Raw genomic sequence first — 18,600 nt, forward strand, 5'->3', positions numbered from 1 at the left:
GCGGACTGTGTCGTGTCGGGCTGTGTCCGGTCGATAAGGTCTGACCAACCGCCCGTGGTAGAACAGAGGTATGAACGACGCAGGTGAATGGGTACCGGTGGTCCGTTCCAGCACGCACGCGCTGGTGGTCGAGGCGATCGAGGACCGGATCCTGTCCGGCGACCTCACCGTGGGGGACCTGTTACCCCCGGAGCGTCAGCTCGCCGAGAACCTGGGGGTGAGCCGGGCGGCGGCCCGTGAAGCGATCCGGGTCCTCGAGGGACAGGGCGTCCTCGAATCCCACGTCGGGTCCGGCAAACGTGCCGGGACATTCGTCGCCGCGATGCCGTCGCAGGCCCTGTCCCGGTTCCTCAAGCTCCACGTCGCCCTGTCCAATTTCGACCTGGATGAGGTCGTGCAGACCCGCGTGATCCTCGAGGTCGCGAGTGTGCGGATGGCCGCGGAGAACCGGAGTGACCCGGACCGGGAGACCGTGCTCGCCGAGATGCGGGACGCCACCGTGGAGATGGCGGACCGGACGGCGTCCCGGGCGGCCTTCAACGATGCGGACACCCGCTTCCACATCGCACTGGCACGGGCGGGCGGTAACCGGTTGTTCGCCGACCTGACCCAGGCGATCCGGGAGTCCCTGCGGATCCCGAACCTCCGCGGCTTCGAGGGCATCGTCGACTGGGAGGGATTCTCCGATCTCCTCCGGGACCAGCACGGTCAGATCCTCGACGCGATCGAGGCCGGCGACGCCGACCGGGCCGAGGCCGTCGTCAGGGCGCATATCGCGACGGCGTCCCGGACACTGCCGCTGACACGCTGACACGCTGACACGCTGACGCGCTGACCGGGGTCGTGGGGCACGGGTCCAGTGGCTTCAGTGGCACGGGGAACCTTCGGGGGGCCGGCGGCGTCTATCCCTGGTGAGGCTCCGGGATGTCCGGGGCCGGCACGACCACATCAGGCAAGTACATCAGACAGAAGGGGGACTCGTCATGAGTTTCAGGACAACGACCGACGTCATGCACGCGACCGCGGGCAAGGTGGACACGGTCAACGACCAGGTGCAGGGTGAACTGTCGCGGCTGCAGTCGACCGTCGACGGGGTGGCGGGGGCGTGGCGCGGCGATGCGCAGGCGGCCTTCGCCCAGCTCATGGTCCGGTGGAATGACTCGGCCCGTGAACTGCGCACCGCGCTGACGGGCATCGCCGAGAACATCCGCGGCAACGCCCGCGGCTTCCAGCAGGTCGAAGACGACAACATCGCGGCTTTCCGCTGAACGGACCCGGAGATCATGATCCAGTACAATTTCGCGGCGATCGCCCAGGCCTCCGCCGACATCCACGCCACCAGTGCCTCCATCAACGGGCAGCTCGACCAGCTCAAGGCGGACATCGCCCCGATGGTCGGGGAATGGGAGGGCGAGTCCTCGACCGCCTACCAGGACGCCCAGCGCCGGTGGGACGCCGCCGCAGCCGACCTCAACCAGGTGCTGCAGTCGGTGGCCCGCGCCGTCGACGACGCGAACTCCCGGATGAGCGCCATCAACACCAGCGCGGCGAACAGCTGGGCCTGACGGCCCCTGTTCCACCTCCTCCCCGTACCGCCACCGTCCGGCGGTCCGGGGAGGTTTTGTCCCGCGGCCGGGGGAAGGTAATGTACAGCAGGTTGCGTCTGTACCGTCCGCGCCCCTGTGCGGTGACGGTGCGGCTGCCCCGCGGGTCCCAACCGGCCGCCGCGGGCACCCCTGGTCGACTGGTCGACATCGGGGCGCACGGGCCGGCAGCTCCATGAAGACAAAGGAGTCTACGTGACTACTTTCCACCCGAAGAGCGGTGACCTCACCCGCAAGTGGTACGTCATCGACGCCACTGACGTGGTCCTGGGTCGTCTGGCCACCCACGCGGCGAACCTGCTGCGCGGCAAGGGCAAGGCGATCTACGCCCCCAACGTCGACTGTGGCGACAACGTCATCATCATCAACGCCGACAAGGTCGCGGTGTCCTCGAACAAGCGGGAGCGCGAGATGCGCTACCGCCACTCCGGGTACCCGGGCGGCCTGACCACCCTCTCCCTGGGCCGCTCCCTGGAGCTGCACCCGGAGCGCGTGATTGCCGAGGCGATCACCGGCATGATGCCGCACAACCGCCTCTCCCGTCAGTCGGTGAAGAAGCTCCGCGTGTACGCGGGCTCCGAGCACCCCTTCGCTTCCCAGAAGCCGGAGACCTACGAGATCAAGAAGGTGGCCCAGTGAGCGACAACGAGAACTACGAGGCCACCGAGGCCGACGTGCAGGACAACGTGGCGACCGAGGATGACCTCGCCGCCGCTGCCGTGAGCGAGGAGTTCGTCGCCTCCATCGGTGACGCTCTCGCCACCGACGAGGGCGAGGAGGCCGTCGAGGCCCCCACCCTGTACGAGGGCCCGATCCAGACCGTCGGCCGCCGCAAGGAGGCTGTCGTCCGTATCCGCATGGTGCAGGGCTCCGGCCAGTTCACCTGCAACGGCCGCAGCCTGGAGGACTACTTCCCGAACAAGCTCCACCAGCAGCTCATCAAGGCGCCGCTGGTCCTGCTCGAGCGGGAGAACCAGTTCGACTTCCAGGTCAACCTCAAGGGCGGTGGCCCGTCCGGCCAGGCCGGTGCGACCCGCCTCGCCATCGCGCGTGCCCTCAACAAGTACAACCCCGAGGAGCGCGACGCCCTGAAGAAGGCCGGGTTCCTCACCCGCGACGCCCGCGCCGTGGAGCGCAAGAAGGCCGGTCTGCACAAGGCCCGCCGCGCCCCGCAGTACTCCAAGCGCTGATCTCAGCCCACGGGTATTCCGGTCCTCACCGACCGGGTCACGCCGTCCCCTCCGTCTCGTACGGGGTGGGGCGGCGTTTCGCCGTCCGGGGCAGGACGCCACTACGGTCGGAGGGGTGAACACCCCGACCACCGACGCCCCCCGCCCCGTCTTCGTCGTCTCCGACAGCACCGGCATCACCGCCGAGACCCAGGGGCGTGCCCTGCTCGCCCACTTCCCGCGGATCGCCTTCGAATGGACGATCCTGCCCTTCATCGACACCCCGGACAAGGCGTCCGACGCGCTCGCCGACATCGCCGCCGCCGGCGAACGGTCCGGCACCACCCCGGTCCTGTTCATGACCGTCCGCCAGCCGGCGGTCGCCCCGCTGGTGGCGGGTGCCCCCGCGGAGGTCATCGACCTGCTCGGCCCGCATCTCGACCAGCTGGAGGCGGCGCTGGGGGAGCCCCGCGAGCCGGCCATGGTGCCGTACCACGCGATCAGTGACCTGCAGCGGTACCAGGCGCGGATGGGGGCGGTCGAGTACACGATCCAGCATGACGACGCCCAGAGTTTCGACCGGCTGGAGGACGCCCAGCTGGTCATCATCGCCCCGTCCCGCTGCGGCAAGACCCCCACCGCGATGTACCTCGCCCTGCAGCACGGGCTGCGGGTGGCGAACTACCCCCTCACCGACGATGACACCCCCGGTCTCCTGCCGGAACGGTTGAAACCCGTCCTCTCCAGGTGTTTCGGTCTCACAACCACCCCCCGTCGGCTCAGTGAGGTGCGGTCGGAGCGGCGTCCCGGAAGCACCTATGCGGGGTTGGACACCTGCCGCCGTGAACTCCGCGACGCCGAGGCACTGTACCGTCGTTACCGGATTCCCTTCCTCGACTCGCATGCCATGAGCGTGGAGGAGATGGCCAGCGTCATCCTCACCCGGATGCACCTGTGGACGTGAAAGGACACTACCTGTGACTGACCCGACGTCAGCAAACATTCTCTGGTTCACCGAAATCGGCATGGACAATGTCCCCGAGGTCGGCGGCAAGAACGCCTCCCTCGGCGAGATGGTCGTCAACCTGGCGGACGCCGGCGTGCGCGTCCCCGGTGGTTTCGCCACCACCGCCGACGCCTTCCGCCGGTTCCTCGCCGTCGACGGCCTGGACGACCGGATCAACAGCACTCTCGAGGGCCTCGACGTCGAGGACGTCAACGAGCTCGCCGCCCGCGGTGAGCAGATCCGCACCTGGATCCGGGAACAGGCGTTCCCCGCCGACCTGGAGACCGACATCCGGGCCGCCTACGACCGGCTCATCGCCGAGGACCCGCACCCCGACGAGGTCACCTGGGCGGTCCGGTCCTCGGCCACGGCCGAGGACCTGCCGGACGCCTCCTTCGCCGGCCAGCAGGAGACCTACCTCAACATCGGCGGGGTGGAGAACATCCTCGCCGCGGTGAAGGCCGTCTACGCGTCGCTGTACAACGACCGGGCGATCTCCTACCGCGTCCACAACGGTTTCATCCACGCCGAGGTGGCCCTGTCCGCCGGCGTGCAGCGCATGGTGCGGTCCGACATCGGCGCCTCCGGCGTGATGTTCACCGTCGACACCGAATCCGGCTTCGACCGGGCCGTGTTCATCACCGGCTCCTACGGCCTCGGCGAGGCCGTCGTGCAGGGCGCGGTGAACCCCGACGAGTTCTACGTCTACAAGCCCGCACTGGAGGCCGGACGCAGCGGGAAGGACGCCATCGTCTCCCGCACCCTCGGCGGCAAGGCCGTGGCCATGCGCTATGACAGGGGGACCGGCATGGAGACCGCGACCCGCTGGGAGGACGTCGCCGAGGAGGACCGGATCCGGTTCGCGATCACCGACGACCAGGTCACCGAGCTGGCCCGCCACGCGCTCGCGATCGAGAAGCACTACGGCCGTCCGATGGACATCGAGTGGGGGCTCGACGGTCTCGACGGCCAGCTGTACATCCTGCAGGCCCGCCCCGAGACCGTGGTCTCGCGCACCCGCGGTTCCCAGACGCTGACGAACTACGACCTGAAGAAGACCGGCGACGAGGAGGTCCTCGTCGAAGGCCGGTCCATCGGCCGGAAGGTCGGCTCCGGCCCGGTGCGTGTCCTGCACTCGATCACCGAGATGGACAAGGTGAAGCCCGGTGACGTCCTCGTCGCCGAGATCACCGACCCGGACTGGGAGCCGGTGATGAAGCGGGCCTCCGCCATCGTCACCGAGCGGGGCGGCCGGACCTGCCACGCGGCGATCATCGCCCGCGAACTGGGCGTCCCCGCCATCGTCGGCACCGGCGACGCCACCACCGTGCTCACCGACGGCACCGAGGTCACCGTCTCCTGCGCCGAGGGGGACACCGGCCGGGTCTACCGTGGTGCCATCGACGTCGACGAGACGACGACCAGCCTCGACGAGATGCCCGAGCTGCCGGTCAAGGTGATGATGAACGTCGCCACCCCGGACCAGGCCTTCGCCTTCTCCCAGCTGCCGAACAACGGGGTCGGGCTCGCCCGGATGGAGTTCATCATCAACCGGCAGATCGGGGTGCACCCGCGCGCCCTGCTCAACCGCGACAACCTCGAACCCGAACTGCAGGCGCAGATCGACGCCCTCACCGCCGCCTACCCGGACCCGCGGGAGTTCTTCATCCGCCGGGTCGTCGAGGGCGTGTCCACCATCGCCGCGGCCTTCGACCCGAAGCCCGTCATCGTGCGCCTGTCGGACTTCAAGTCCAACGAGTACGCCAACCTCCTCGCCGGCGAACTCTACGAGCCGAACGAGGAGAACCCGATGATCGGCTACCGGGGGGCCGCCCGGTACGTCTCCGAGCAGTTCCGGGACTGCTTCGCCCTGGAATGTGAGGCACTGCGCCGGGTCCGCGACGACATGGGCCTGACGAACGTGAAGATCATGATCCCGTTCGTGCGGACCACCGACGAACTCGACGACGTGCTGGAGCTCATGGCCTCCCACGGCCTGAAGCGGGGCGACAACGGCCTGCAGATCGTCATGATGTGCGAGGTGCCGTCGAACTACCTGCTCGCCGACGAGTTCCTCGACCGGATCGACGGCTTCTCCATCGGCTCCAACGACATGACCCAGCTGGTGCTCGGCGTGGACCGGGATTCCGACCTCGTCGCCCACGACTTCGACGAGCGCAACCCTGCGGTGCTCAAGGTGCTGGCCTCGGCCATCGCGTCCTGCACCGCCCGCGGCAAGTACGTCGGTATCTGCGGCCAGGGCCCGTCCGACCACCCGGATCTCGCCGCATGGCTGATGGAACAGGGCATCGAGTCGATGTCGCTGACCCCGGACACGGTGGTGCGGACCTGGCTGAGCATCGCCGGCCAGCAGACCGCGAAGTAGCCGTCACCGGCGGCGTGCGGCGGCGTGCAGCGGCGTCAGCGCAGGCGGGCGATCCTGCCGATCTCCGCGGCGACGAGTTCGGCGTCAGTGACCGGCACGTAGTGGGCGGAGTGGGACGCCGCCACGAACCGTCCGTTGCGGTAGGACGCCGCCCGTGCCCGGTACGCGGCGATCGCCGACCGGCGGGCCGCCGCCGGGATCCCGTCGCCAGGGAGCATGCCCGCGATGACGGTGACCGGGATGTCACCGAGATCCGGCGGGGTGGAACGCCAGGTGGTGAGCTCCGGCATGAACGTCCGCGCCTGGGCGATCTGGGTGCGGAAGACCTGCGGCCGGAAGCCCTCCTCGGCGAATTCCGCGCGGACATCCTCGGCGGGCGCGGCCGCGAGCTGACCGGCGAACAGGTGCTTCATCAGTGACAGGTGGGCGAGCGCGAGGTAGGTGCGGCCGACCACCGCCTCCCCGAGACGGAACAGTGGGCCGGTCATCTCGTCCTGACTCTCGTCCGTGGCGTCCACGGTGACGACCCCGCAGATCCGCCCGGGCCGACGGGCCGCCGCCAGCCGGACGATCGGCCCGCCGGCCGAATGACCCACGAGGATGAACCGGTCGTCGGTGTCGGGGCCTGTGAGGCCGTCGAGGACATCGTTGAGGTCGTCGGCCATCCGCGACAGGGTGCGGCCGTCGGGGTCCGCGGGGGACCGCCCCAGCCCGGAACGGTCGTAGACCACCGCCCGCCCGACGCCGGGCTGTGCCGCGGTGCGGACCTGGACATCGGCCCAGCCGTGCCGCGCGGCCGCCGCACCGGCCTCGAAGACCACGGTGACGGCCCTGCTGGTGCTGTCGCCGGCTGTGCCGGTGCTGTCGCAGGCAGTGCCGGCCAGTGACCGGGAGAAGAGCCGACGACCGTCACGGGTGGTCAGCCAGGCAGCGGTGCCCTGGGTGTGTCCGGAAGTGTCCATGAAAGGCCACCCTAATGGTCAGTGAGGCCTACCGGTAGGCTGAGCGGCGTGATCCGGACTCTGCTGATCGACAACCACGATTCGTTCACCTGGAACCTCGTCCATGACCTGACCAGGGTCAACGGCGTCCGCCCGGTGGTGGTCCCCAACGACTGGCCGGGATGGGCCGACCAGGGGCCCGATCTGCTGGACCGGTTCGACAACGTCGTCATCTCGCCGGGCCCGGGGACCCCGGAGAACCCGGCCGACGTCGGCATCGGCCCCGACGTCATCCGCGCCGCCGTGGACCGCTCCACCCCGGTGCTGGGGATCTGCCTCGGCCACCAGCTCATAGCCCACCTGTACGGCGCCCGTGTCGTCCCCGCCCGGGAACCGGTCCACGGCCGGATCTCGCAGGTCCGGCACGACGGTCGGGGACTGCTGCACAACATTCCCTCCCCGTTCGATGTGGTGCGCTACCACTCCCTCGCGGTCACCGATATCCCGCCCGCGGTCCATGTCGAGGCCCGCACCGACGACGGCGAGATCATGGCGTTGAGTGTGCCGGGCACCCTGCTGTGGGGGGTGCAGTTCCACCCGGAGTCGGTGCAGACCACCTACGGGCCGGAGCTGCTGGCGAACTTCGCCCAGCTGACCCGGGACCACGGCCGGGTCCGCAAGATCCGTGACCAGGTCGTCCCGCTGGCCGCGGTGGCGGACACCCGGGCCTTCGCCGCCGCCCTGTTCGCCGACATCGCCGCAGACGCCCGACATGCCGTGTGGCTCGACGGCAACCGTGCTGACGACCCGCGCGCCCGCTTCACTGTCATGGGGGCGGCCGACGGGGAGCACGCCGGCCCCTCGGCGGCGGTGCTGACCGCCGATGAGACGGCCGGGACCGTCACGGTGACCCGGGGCGGGCAGACCTCGACCGTCTCCGGCGGCGTCCTCGACGCCCTCGCCGACGACCTCGCCCGCTGGAACATCCGGGGCGGGGACCTCACGGAGGACCTCGCGGAGACACCCCCGTTCGCCTTCCGCCTCGGCTGGGTCGGCTACCTGGGCTACGGGGTGACGGCGGAGTGCCTGCCGGGGGAGGGGCCGGCGACAGGCACCACCCCGGACGCTGCCTTCGTCTTCCTCGACCGGGCGGTCGTCATCGACCATGAGCTGGGACAGGCGCATCTGCTCATGCTCGACCGCCCCCGGGAACGCGGCACCGGACCGTGGGCCACCGCCGAGGGGACCCGGTGGCAGGTCACCACCGCCGCCCGGGTCCGCGAGCTCGCCGACCGGTCCGGTACCGTGCCGGACGCGGCCCCCGCCGCACCGGTGCTGACGACGACACTGCACGACCGGGCGTCCTACCTCGACAAGGTACGTACCGCCCAGGCGCTGATCCGTGCCGGCGAGACCTACGAGGTGTGCCTGACGACGATGCTGGACAGCACGGCGTCCTCCCCGACGGGTCCGGCGGAGACACTCGCGCTCTACCTGGACCTGCGGCGGGAGAATCCGGCGCCGTTCGGTGCATACCTGCGGCTGCCGGGGGCGACCGTGCTGTCGACCTCGCCGGAGCGGTTCCTCTCGGTCGGGGCGGACGGCCGGATGACCTCCTCACCGATCAAGGGCACCCGGCCGCGGGACGCCGACGAGATCGAGGACGCCCGGCTGCGCGCCGAACTCGCCGACAGCGGCAAGGACCGGGCGGAGAACCTCATGATCGTCGACCTCGTCCGCCACGACCTCGGCCGGGTCGCCGAGGACGGTACCGTGCAGGTCCCCGACCTGTTCCGGATCGAGAGCTATGCGACCACCCACCAGATGGTCAGCACCGTCACCGCACAACTCGCCCCGGGACGCACCGGAGTGGACGCGGTGCGGTCCGCCTTCCCACCGGGTTCGATGACCGGGGCGCCGAAGGAACGGACCGTGCGGATCCTCGGCACGCTGGAGGACCGGCCGCGCGGCGTGTACAGCGGGGCGCTCGGATACTTCTCCCTCGACGGTGCCGTCGACCTGTCCGTCATCATCCGCACCCTCGTCGTCGAGGACACCGGGCGGATCAGCTACGGCGTGGGAGGGGCGGTTGTCGCCCAGTCCGATCCGGACGCCGAATACGACGAGACCGTCGTCAAGGCCGCGCCACTGCTGCGACGGGGACCGAACTAGGCTGGCAGCCGTGACTGACATTTCCGCTTCCGCCGCCCCTGCCACCGTCGCCGAGTTCCGTGAGCGGTGGGACGCCGTCCGGGCCCGGGTGGACGCCGCCGCCGTCGCCGCCGGGCGCGACCCCGCCGACGTCCGCCTCCTCCCGGTGAGCAAGACCGTGCCCGTCGAGCGGCTGCGGAAGGCGGTCGAGGCGGGGATGCACGAACTGGCGGAGAACAAGCCGCAGGAGATCCAGGCCAAGGCCCCCGAGCTGCCCGATGTGCGGTGGGTCGCCATCGGGCACCTGCAGACCAACAAGGCGAAGATCATCGCCGAACACGCCGCCGAGTTCCAGGCCCTCGATTCGGTCCGGCTGGTCGCGGCGCTGCAGCGGCGGCTCGAGACCGCGGACCGGACCCTGGATGTCCTCATCCAGGTGAACACCTCGGGGGAGGAGGCGAAGACCGGCGCCGCACCGGACGAGGTCGACGGGATCCTCACCGCGGCGGCCGGGGCCGACCGGCTGCGGGTGCGCGGGTTCATGACCGTGGCCACGCACACCACCGATGATGCGGAGGTGCGGCGGTGCTTCGCGCAGCTGCGGGAGATCCGGGACCGGGCGGCCGCTGCCGGGGTGGTGGACCCCGCCCTGCTCACCGAACTGTCGATGGGGATGTCGGGGGATTTCGCCGCCGCGGTCGCGGAAGGCTCGACCTGTGTGCGGATCGGGACCGCGCTGTTCGGGGCCCGGCACTACCCGCAGTAGGTCCCCGCTGTTTTCCCTGGTCAGAAACCGGTTTGGTGAAATCCAGGGCGGTGGTCTATTCTGAACGGGCTGCCGAGCCGGTAGTGGTAGGGCTCCCATCGTCTAGTGGCCTAGGACTCCGCCCTTTCACGGCGGCGACACGGGTTCGAATCCCGTTGGGAGTACTGTGTGACAACGGTTCCCCCGGAACAATTACACAATGGCCCTGTGGCGCAGTTGGTTAGCGCGCCGCCCTGTCACGGCGGAGGTCGTGGGTTCAAGTCCCATCAGGGTCGCCATCAGCGGGTGCACGTCAGAGATGACGTGCACCCGCTCTGTGCCGTCTGGGGGTTAATGGCCGACCCAGTCAGAGTTGTCCCGAGCTGACCCGATTCTGCGTTTCCGGCCCGACGGAATCGACCGATCCGGGTCAACTCGGGTCAACACGACTCTCCTCGTGACGACCGACCGGCCGGTAGCAGCGCAACCGTCGGCATGGCAGACCCTCGTCTGTGCCCGGTGTCGGTGGGAATGCAGGTGTCCGGAGGGGCATCCGGGTCCCGACCCCGCGGTGCGCGTGCGCGCCCGGGGTCAGGACGCCAGTTCCCCGCTGTACAGGTTGAACCGGTCGGACCGGGTGAAACCGGTCAGCAGCAGGCCGGACTCCTTCGCCATGTCCACCGCCAGCGAGGTGGCGGCCGAGACGGCGACGAGGCCGGAGAACCCCGCCAGCACCGCCTTCTGCACCAGTTCGAAGGAGGCCCGCGAACTCATGACGAGGTAGGTCGCGCGGTCCGGATCCGACTCCGGCACATCACCGGGGAGCCGGTCGTCCAGCAGCAGTGCCCCGATGACCTTGTCGGCGGCGTTGTGCCGGCCCACATCCTCCCGGATGACCAGCGGGCGGCCGTCCGCGGTGAACGCGCCGGCGGCATGGATACCACCGGTCTTCCGGAAGGCCTTCTGACCGTCCTTCAGCTGTTCGGGCAGGGAGACCACGAGTTCCGCTGTCGGGTGCACCGCGCTCAGCGTGTACCGCTTCTCCTTCATCAGGTCGTCGATCGACGTCGTACCGCACACCCCGCACGCGGAGTTGGTGATGACGTTGCGGATGGGCAGCTGCCGACCGGGCATCTCGCCGACCGGCAGGGTCGGGCAGGACGCCCCGGTGGCGGGCCGCGGTGAGTCGGCGGACGCCGGGACGCCACAGGCCGCCGCGGCGGGGGAGATGCCGCCGGACAGCGCACCGACCTCGGCGACACTGAACCGGTCGGCGGAACGCAGCGCGATATCGAGGGTGTTGTACGTGTTCTCGTTGTTCGGACCGACCGCCCCGGCACAGTAGCGGGCCTCGCGGAGGTCGTCACGGGAGGTGATCAGCCCTTCGGCGTGCAGCAGCCCGTGGACGAGCTCGATGTCGTGGCCGGGGGTGCGCATCGTCGTGCTGAAGTCCACCCCGTCGATGCGGATCTGCAGCGGCTCCTCGACGGCGAGCGTGTCCGCCCGGGTGTCGGTTTCGACCGCGGGGTGGCCCGGAGACCCGTCCCCGAGCCGGACTTTCGTCACCCGGGCCTTGTCAGTCAGTCGTCCCACTGCTACTTCTCGTCGGACGGCATGGACGGCATGTCCTCGGCGCGCTTCCCGGTCGGCTCGAGGTGGATCGGCGTGGACTTGAACACCGGGGTGTTCGACTTCATCACCGCGTGATCCAGCGGAATCACCACATTCGCCTCGGGGAAGTAGGTGGTGCAGCCGCCGCGGGAGTGGTCGTACTCCACGACACGGAAGTCGGGGGCACGGCGCTCACCGTCGGAGAAGTTGGACACGATGTCGACCATGTCGCCGTCACGCAGGCCCCGTTCCTTCGCGTCCTCCGGGTTGACGAGGACCACGCGGCGGCCACCCTTGATACCGCGGTAGCGGTCGTCCATGCCGTAGATCGTCGAGTTGAACTGGTCGTGGGTGCGCACCGTGTTCATCATGAGCTCACCGGGGCGCAGTTCGACCTTGTCGATCTCGTTGACGGTGAGGTGCGCCTTGCCGTCGGCCGTGGTGAACCGGCGCTCACGCGGGCCGTTCGGCAGGTAGAAGCCACCGGGGTGCTTGATCTTCTCGTTGAAGTCCTCGAAGCCGGGGATCGTGTTGGCGATGTGGTCGCGCAGCACGTCGTAGTTGTCGATCATCGGCTGCCAGTAGTCATCGCCGAAGGTCTCGCGGCCGATGGAGCAGAGGATGTCGACCTCACTCTTGAGGTCGGCATTGCGGTGCGCGCGGCGCTTGCCGGTGGAGGCGTGCACCTTACCGGCCGAATCCTCGACCGTCAGCGACTGGCGCCCGGACTTCTGCATGTCCAGGTCGGTACGGGAGCGCACCGGCAGGATGAGGGACTTCTCGCCGGGCCAGGCGTGGGAGCCGTTGGGCTTGGTCGACAGGTGCACCGTCAGCTCGTTGGCAGAGACACCCTGCTCGAGGATGGAGGTGTCCGAGGCGACGCGGACGAGGTTGCCGCCGAGGGACAGGAAGAACTTCACCTTGCCGTCACGCATCGCCTGCAGCGACTTCACCGTGTCGTAGCCGTGCTCGCGGGGGACAGGGAACTTGAACTCGTCCTCGATCGCCGCGAGGAAGCTCTCCGGGGACTTCTCCCAGACACCCATGGTGCGGTCGCCCTGGACGTTGGAGTGGCCGCGCAGCGGGGCGGTGCCGCAGCCGGGCTTGCCGATGCGTCCGGTCAGCAGCAGCGTGTTGACCATCTCCTGGATCGTGGCGACCGAGTTCTTGTGCTGGGTGACGCCGAGGGTCCAGGTGATGACGGTGGAGGAGGCCTTCTCGATCGCGTCGACGGTGGCCAGGACCTGCTTGCGCGGGATGCCGTGGGCGGTGGCGAGCTCATCGTCGTCGAGGCTGAGCAGGTGCTTCTTCAGGTCCTCGAAGCCGGTGGTGTAGGTCTCGAGGAACCAGTGGTCGATGGCCTTGTCGCGCTTGACCAGTTCCTTGTTGATGGCGAGGAACAGGGCGCGGTCGCCGTCGAGACGGACCTGCAGGTAGTCGTCGGCGAGCTTCTGCTTGACGCCGACGTAGGTCTTCGGTGCCTGCGGCTCGCGGAAGGCAAGGAGGCCGGCCTCGGGCATCGGGTTGACCGCGATGATCCGCCCACCGTTCTCCTTGCACCGGGAGTAGGCGGTGAGGGCGCGCGGGTGGTTGGTGCCCGGGTTCTGGCCGACCGAGATCAGCAGGTCGGTGGTGTGGAAGTCGTCGATCGTCACCGAACCCTTGCCGAGGCCGAGGGTGGCGGACAGGCCCGAGCCGGTGGACTCGTGGCACATGTTGGAGCAGTCCGGCAGGTTGTTGGTGCCGAGCCGGCGGGCCAGCAGCTGGATGATGTAGGCGGGCTCGTTGGTGGCCTTGCCGGAGGTGTAGAACACGGCCTCGTCGGGGTCGATGCTCTTGAGCTCGTCGGCGATCATCGCGATCGCGTCATCCCAGCTGATCGGCCGGTAGTGGCCGTCACCGCTCGCCCGGTCGTAGACCAGCGGATGGGTGATACGGCCCTGCCTGCCGAGCCAGTGGTCGGTCTTCTCACGGAGTTCCTCGACGGTGTACTTCGCCCAGAAATCCGGGCCGGCCTTCGCCGAGGTCGTCTCCTCGGCGACGGCCTTGGCACCGTTCTCGCAGAACTCGACGATGTTGAGGTCCGCCTGGTCCGGCTCGGGCCAGGCGCAGCCGGGGCAGTCGAAGCCCTTGTGCTTGTTGATGGTGAGCAGCGACGGGCCTGCATTGTTGGGCAGGGCGTACTGCATGGCGTGGAGGACGGCGGGGATACCGGTGGCGACCTTCTCGTTCTCGCTGACGCGCGGGTGGTCGAAGCGGTTCGCGACCGGGTTCACCTGTCGGGGGGCATCTTGCAGGCTAGTCATGTCCCCGACATTAGCCCCGCCACCGGACTGTGTTGCACCGGTGACTGATGCGTCATCCATAACGATTCAGTAAACCTGCAGGCTGTGACGCTGGTCATACGGTGGCGCCTCAGCCCTGTTCGGTAATACCGTCCAGTGCGAGGGTCCTGATCTGCTCGAGCCGCTGCGCCGCGGCATCCGAGAGTGCCGCGCTGTCGGCCGGGCCGTCGGTTGCACTGCCGCCGGCCGCCGCCGCCCGGCCCGCCGCGAGTCCCACGAGGAACGCGGTGACCGGCGCGGCCGGCCGGGAGCGGTGGTGCGCCACCGCGCTGGTGAGGTCGAGGACGCCCTTGACCTGGGCGCGGGCGGCGTCCTGCGGAAGTCCCAGTTCCTCGGCCACCTGTTCCAGCCAGGCGTGCGCGGACTGCATCTCTTCGGGACTGTCTTTCCTGTGCTTCTTGTCGCTCATGACCCCAGCCTAGGTCGACGGTCAGGAGGCCGTCGCCTCACGGTGGTCGTCGGGAGCGTAGAGGGCGGCCGCCGCGCCGAGCAGCATCTCGCCGGACTGCGGACCGAAGCTCAACGCCTGCGAGTCGGGGATCGCGAGGATCCGGCGGTGCTGCCCGGCGGTGGTCTGCGCGACCCCCGGCTTCGACAGCAGTCCGTCGATCCCGCCCGTCGATTCCAGCCCGCCCGACATCATGACCAGCACATCCGGGTTCATCTTCGCCAGCGCCTCGGCATTCGCCGGGGTCATGTCGGTGATGCCGTTCTCCTTGGCGACATCCGTGCCGCCCAGGGACTCGATGAGAGTCGCCGTGCCGGAATCCGGTCCGAGAATGTAGAACACCCCGCCGTCACCGCGGGCGTAGAGGAACGCCATGCGCAGTGGCTTACCGCCGTCCGCCGCGCCCGCCAGCTCACTGACCTTGTCCTTCGCCCTGTCGTATTCGTCGGTGGCGCGGGAGGCGAGTTTCTCGCCCTCGTCCGCCAGACCGAGGACGCCGGCGGTCGTCCGGATGTCCTCGCCGATCTTCCCGTCGGTGAATTCCGGGTCCTCCAGCATGACGACCGGGACGCCGGCGTTGCGGATCTGGTCGACGGCGTCGTCCGGACCGATGGAGTGGTTGAGCAGCACCAGTGTGGGGTGCAGGTTGAGGACCGCCTCCGCGTTGATCGAGTGACCGCCCTGCGTCACGACGGGGACGTCCTTCAGGCTCGGTTCCATCGAGGAGACGGAGCGGCCGACGATGTTGTCGCGCAGTCCGAGGCCGGCGACGGTGCGGGAGAGCTCCCCGGAGATATCGAGCGGGACGATCCGGTCGACACTGTCGACGGTGACGTCACGGCCGTCGGCGTCCGTGACGGAGGTCGGCAGGGACGGGGAGACGTCGTCGGAGACAGGGGAGACGTCGCCGACGTAGGGGGCGTAGGACACGCCCTTCGTCGAGGCCGCGGCCGGCAGGCCCGTGTCCGCCGGCAGGTCGTCCATGGCCGCGTCGAATGAGGTCTCGTCCGCGTCGCCGGCCGATCCGGAGCCGTTCGAGGCGCCCACGCCGCAGGCGGTGAGGGAGCCGCCGCCGACAAGGGCGGCGGCGAGGAGAAGGGAGGGGATGGTACGTGACCGACGCAGGCTCATGGCACCAGAATATCACTGAGGTTAGGGATGGCTAATCCGAATGTCCGTCACTGTGTCCACCGTCACCGCGGTCCAGCGCCTGACGGGTGTGCGCCGCCAGTTCCCTGGCCATCCGCGGCAGTTCATCGCGCCAGCTCTGGCCGGCGGATTCGTCGGCGGCGTCGCTGACGAGCTTCACCAGCTGCACCGGCACCCCGAACCAGCGGGCGACCCGGGCGACGGCGTAACCCTCCATGTCGACGAGGTCGGCATCCTCGGCCAGCCGCGTCCGCGTCGCGGAATCCTCCACGAAGGCGTCGCCGGTGGCGAGGGTCACCCGCGCGCCGGACGCCGCGTCCTGCTCCAGCCCGTCGAGGGTGTCCACATCGGAATGGTCGCCCGGCAGGTCCGAGTCGAGGTCGATCGGCGGATACTCGTCCGACCCCGTGAACGCGGCCACCGAGGAGTGCGAGAAATCGTGGAGCAGCACCCGGTTGACCCGGTGCACCCCCGACAGTCCCGGGCGCAGTGCGCCGGCCGTCCCGAGGTTGATGACCGCCCCGGGCAGCCCACCGGCCGCGAGGTAGCGGTGCAGGCAGTCGGTGAGGGCGAGCGTGGTGTTGATCCGGCCGATGCCGGTGAGTAGCACCGGCAGATCCTCGAACCGGGGGTCACCGGCGGTGAGCTCGGCAGCCTCCCCGGCCATCGCGATCACCAGCAGCGGGCGTCCGGGGGCGATGGTGCCGTGGTGGAGACGGTAGGGGACGGGGTGGTTCATCGGTACTCCTGTGTCAGCTCTCCTGTGCGGTCGCGACCCAGTCGAGGTACTCCTGGTCGACCGTGCCGGTCACGTACTCGCCCGTGAAGCAGCTCATGTCCAGGCCGTCGAGGTGCTGGTCGGTCTGACCGTCCATGATCGCGGCCACGAGGTCGTCGACCTCCTGGTAGATGAGGTGGTCGGCGCCCAGCAGCTCACAGATCTCCGGGATCGTCCGACCCGCCGCGATGAGCTCGGACTCGGTCGGGATGTTGATGCCGTAGACGTGCGGGTGGCGGATGGGCGGGGCGGCGGAGGCGAAGGTCACCTTGCGGGCACCGGCGGCACGCGCCATCTCGATGATCTGCGAACTCGTGGTACCGCGGACGATCGAGTCGTCGACGAGCAGCACATGCTTGCCGCGGAACTCGGTGGACATCGCGTTGAGCTTCTGGCGGACCGACTTCTTGCGCACCGCCTGGCCCGGCATGATGAACGTGCGGCCGACATACCGGTTCTTGAAGAACCCCTCGCGGTACTCGATGTCGAGCACCCGGGCGACCTCCATCGCCGACGGGCGTGCCGAATCGGGGATCGGCATGACCACGTCGACGTCCTCGACCGGCATGTGCTCGGCGATGGTGTGTGCCAGCCGCTCGCCCATCCGCAGCCGTGAGTCGTAGACGCTGATGCCGTTCATCACCGAGTCCGGGCGGGCGAGATAGACGTACTCGAAGGAGCACGGCTTGAGTTCCGGGGTCTGCGAGCACTGCCGGGCGTGGAGCTTGCCCTCCGGGGTGATGAACACCGCCTCGCCGGGGGCGAGCTCCCGGACGAGTTCGTAGTTGCCGTTCTCCAGCACCAGCGACTCGGACGCGACGACCCATTCGTCGTGGGCGTCCGGGTGGTCCGCCAGGAGATCCGGGGTGGGGTGGCGGCGTCCCAGCACGAGCGGGCGGATGCCGAACGGGTCCCGGAACGCCAGCAGACCGTGGTTCGAGATCAGTGCGACGACGGCGTAGGCGCCCTCGACGCGGTTGTGCGTGGCCGCCACGGCGTTGAAGATGTCGTCGGGGTCCAGGACATCGTCGGCGGACGGTGCCGTCGTGGTCTGCAGCTCGGCGGCGAGGACGTTGAGCAGCAGTTCCGTGTCCGAACTCGAGTTGACGTGACGACGGTCGTGGTGGCGCAGCTCGTCGGTGAGCTCACGGGTGTTCGTGAGGTTCCCGTTGTGCACCAGGGTGATGCCGTAGGGGGAGTTGACGTAGAACGGCTGGGACTCCTCCTCCACCGAGGCGGCCCCGCGGGTGGCGTAACGCACGTGGCCGAGCCCGGAATTGCCGAGCAGGGCCCGCATGTCACGGGTCCGCACGACCTCGCGGACCTGGCCGCGGGCGCGGAACAGGTGGAGATGGCCGGAGGATTCGGCGGTGGCCATCCCGGTCGAATCCTGCCCGCGGTGCTGCAGGAGCAGCAGCGCATCGTAGATATCCTGGTTGACCGGGGTGTTCCCGATCATGCCGACAATGCCGCACATGGTTTCTCGGTGGTCCTATCGCTCGCCTGGGTGGCCGGTACGGGACACGAGGTTACGCGGACCACCGGACAGGAACCGATTCGAGGGCGGACCCGGCAGCCGGTTTTGAGTTTGTTTGCGCTGGTTGCTAGCGTAGAACGGTCTGCCGTCAAGGCAGCAGGAACCACAGTAAACCACTTTGTCGCAGGCCCCCCGCCCTTCATGCGGCCGTGTGTCCCTGAAAGAGCCTCCCCGGAGGACTCTGACCAGGGTTTTCCAGAGCAGCGAGCAAGCCGGACTACTGAGTCCGGGGAGCGTCACAGTTGCCCGCGAATGCACGGTGACGCCCGGGTGGGTCGGGAACCGTGACGAGAAAGGCACAAGGTCACTCGCAATGACGATGACTGATCCCATCGCGGACATGCTGTCCCGCGTGCGGAACGCGTCCAACGCGTACCACGACAGCGTGTCCATGCCCTCCTCCAAGATCAAGGCGAACATCGCCGGGATCCTGAAGAAGGAGGGTTACATCGCCGACTTCTCCGTCGAGGACGAGAAGAACGTCGGCAAGAAGCTCACCCTCGAGCTGAAGTACTCGCACTCCCGCGAGCGCTCCATCGCCGGTGTGCGCCGCGTGTCCAAGCCGGGCCTGCGTGTGTACGCCAAGTCCACCAACCTCCCGAAGGTGCTCGGTGGCCTGGGTGTGGCGATCATCTCCACCTCCCAGGGTCTGCTGACCGACCGTGAGGCGAGCGAGAAGGGCGTGGGTGGGGAAGTCCTCGCCTACGTCTGGTAGAAGGAGGACGCTAGA

General features: G+C 68.9%; 17 protein-coding genes and 2 tRNA genes. 12 read left to right on the forward strand and 7 right to left on the reverse strand.

Going from position 1 to position 18,600, the window contains the following annotated elements; translation table 11 throughout:
• Positions 1 to 70 precede the first annotated feature (70 nt).
• From FSW06_RS13115 to ppsA, 7 genes are all read left to right on the forward strand, one after another.
• Entirely contained in the window at positions 71 to 811 is a 741-nt protein-coding gene (locus tag FSW06_RS13115) for a FadR/GntR family transcriptional regulator (RefSeq protein ID WP_010119873.1), read from the forward strand.
• Between the two features lie 172 nt (positions 812 to 983).
• Positions 984 to 1,268 carry a WXG100 family type VII secretion target gene (locus FSW06_RS13120; RefSeq protein WP_029449274.1) on the forward strand — a complete coding sequence of 95 codons (285 nt, stop codon included), beginning with the start codon at positions 984 to 986 and terminating at the stop codon, positions 1,266 to 1,268.
• A gap of 15 nt (positions 1,269 to 1,283) precedes the next feature.
• The gene (locus tag FSW06_RS13125; protein ID WP_010119869.1) at positions 1,284 to 1,565 is read left to right on the forward strand and encodes a WXG100 family type VII secretion target; all 282 of its coding nucleotides are present in this window, start codon (positions 1,284 to 1,286) and stop codon (positions 1,563 to 1,565) included.
• Between the two features lie 234 nt (positions 1,566 to 1,799).
• A complete protein-coding gene (rplM, locus tag FSW06_RS13130) occupies positions 1,800 to 2,243 on the forward strand; it encodes a 50S ribosomal protein L13 (RefSeq protein WP_010119867.1) in 444 nt (147 codons plus the stop codon).
• Positions 2,240 to 2,794: a 30S ribosomal protein S9 gene (gene rpsI / locus FSW06_RS13135; RefSeq protein WP_010119866.1), complete on the forward strand. Its 555-nt coding sequence runs from the start codon at positions 2,240 to 2,242 to the stop codon at positions 2,792 to 2,794. The genes rplM and rpsI overlap by 4 nt, the downstream gene beginning before the upstream one ends.
• 115 nt (positions 2,795 to 2,909) lie before the next feature.
• The gene (locus FSW06_RS13140; RefSeq protein WP_010119865.1) at positions 2,910 to 3,737 is read left to right on the forward strand and encodes a pyruvate, water dikinase regulatory protein; all 828 of its coding nucleotides are present in this window, start codon (positions 2,910 to 2,912) and stop codon (positions 3,735 to 3,737) included.
• A 61-nt stretch (positions 3,738 to 3,798) separates the two neighbouring features.
• Positions 3,799 to 6,165, forward strand: a complete 2,367-nt coding sequence (gene ppsA, locus FSW06_RS13145) for a phosphoenolpyruvate synthase (protein WP_050801959.1) — start codon at positions 3,799 to 3,801, stop codon at positions 6,163 to 6,165.
• Positions 6,166 to 6,200: 35 nt separating this feature from the next.
• Here ppsA and FSW06_RS13150 read toward each other — a convergent pair whose 3' ends face one another.
• Positions 6,201 to 7,127 carry an alpha/beta fold hydrolase gene (locus tag FSW06_RS13150; protein ID WP_010119863.1) on the reverse strand — a complete coding sequence of 309 codons (927 nt, stop codon included), beginning with the start codon at positions 7,125 to 7,127 and terminating at the stop codon, positions 6,201 to 6,203.
• Positions 7,128 to 7,175: 48 nt separating this feature from the next.
• Here FSW06_RS13150 and pabB point away from each other — a divergent pair, with 48 nt between their 5' ends.
• The 4 genes from pabB (at position 7,176) to FSW06_RS13170 (ending at position 10,301) form a co-directional block, all read left to right on the forward strand.
• Positions 7,176 to 9,278: an aminodeoxychorismate synthase component I gene (pabB, locus tag FSW06_RS13155; RefSeq protein ID WP_010119862.1), complete on the forward strand. Its 2,103-nt coding sequence runs from the start codon at positions 7,176 to 7,178 to the stop codon at positions 9,276 to 9,278.
• A gap of 10 nt (positions 9,279 to 9,288) precedes the next feature.
• Complete coding sequence (locus tag FSW06_RS13160; protein ID WP_010119861.1) at positions 9,289 to 10,023, forward strand: YggS family pyridoxal phosphate-dependent enzyme; 735 nt, start codon at positions 9,289 to 9,291, stop codon at positions 10,021 to 10,023.
• A gap of 91 nt (positions 10,024 to 10,114) precedes the next feature.
• Positions 10,115 to 10,187, forward strand: a tRNA-Glu gene (locus FSW06_RS13165).
• Positions 10,188 to 10,224: 37 nt separating this feature from the next.
• Positions 10,225 to 10,301, forward strand: a tRNA-Asp gene (locus tag FSW06_RS13170).
• Positions 10,302 to 10,593: 292 nt separating this feature from the next.
• Here the strand turns inward: FSW06_RS13170 and fdhD are convergent.
• The 6 genes from fdhD to purF all read right to left on the reverse strand — a co-directional run bounded on the left by fdhD (position 10,594) and on the right by purF (position 17,792).
• Complete coding sequence (fdhD, locus tag FSW06_RS13175; RefSeq protein WP_010119860.1) at positions 10,594 to 11,595, reverse strand: formate dehydrogenase accessory sulfurtransferase FdhD; 1,002 nt, start codon at positions 11,593 to 11,595, stop codon at positions 10,594 to 10,596.
• Positions 11,596 to 11,597: 2 nt separating this feature from the next.
• On the reverse strand, positions 11,598 to 13,919 hold the full coding sequence (locus FSW06_RS13180) for an FdhF/YdeP family oxidoreductase (RefSeq protein WP_029449268.1): 2,322 nt from the start codon (positions 13,917 to 13,919) through the stop codon (positions 11,598 to 11,600).
• A gap of 109 nt (positions 13,920 to 14,028) precedes the next feature.
• Positions 14,029 to 14,367 carry a DUF6457 domain-containing protein gene (locus FSW06_RS14875; protein ID WP_083827026.1) on the reverse strand — a complete coding sequence of 113 codons (339 nt, stop codon included), beginning with the start codon at positions 14,365 to 14,367 and terminating at the stop codon, positions 14,029 to 14,031.
• Between the two features lie 21 nt (positions 14,368 to 14,388).
• Complete coding sequence (locus tag FSW06_RS13190; RefSeq protein WP_010119857.1) at positions 14,389 to 15,537, reverse strand: heme/hemin ABC transporter substrate-binding protein; 1,149 nt, start codon at positions 15,535 to 15,537, stop codon at positions 14,389 to 14,391.
• Positions 15,538 to 15,568: 31 nt separating this feature from the next.
• Entirely contained in the window at positions 15,569 to 16,294 is a 726-nt protein-coding gene (locus tag FSW06_RS13195; RefSeq protein WP_010119856.1) for a nucleosidase, read from the reverse strand.
• A gap of 13 nt (positions 16,295 to 16,307) precedes the next feature.
• Positions 16,308 to 17,792 carry an amidophosphoribosyltransferase gene (gene purF / locus FSW06_RS13200; protein ID WP_244946813.1) on the reverse strand — a complete coding sequence of 495 codons (1,485 nt, stop codon included), beginning with the start codon at positions 17,790 to 17,792 and terminating at the stop codon, positions 16,308 to 16,310.
• Positions 17,793 to 18,183: 391 nt separating this feature from the next.
• On the opposite strand from purF, the gene rpsH reads away from it, so the two are divergent.
• Positions 18,184 to 18,585 (forward strand): 30S ribosomal protein S8, encoded by a 402-nt coding sequence (gene rpsH / locus FSW06_RS13205; protein WP_010119854.1) that lies wholly within the window; start codon positions 18,184 to 18,186, stop codon positions 18,583 to 18,585.
• Positions 18,586 to 18,600 lie beyond the last annotated feature (15 nt).

It is taken from the genome of Corynebacterium nuruki S6-4, assembly GCF_007970465.1.
GTDB lineage: Bacteria > Actinomycetota > Actinomycetes > Mycobacteriales > Mycobacteriaceae > Corynebacterium > Corynebacterium nuruki.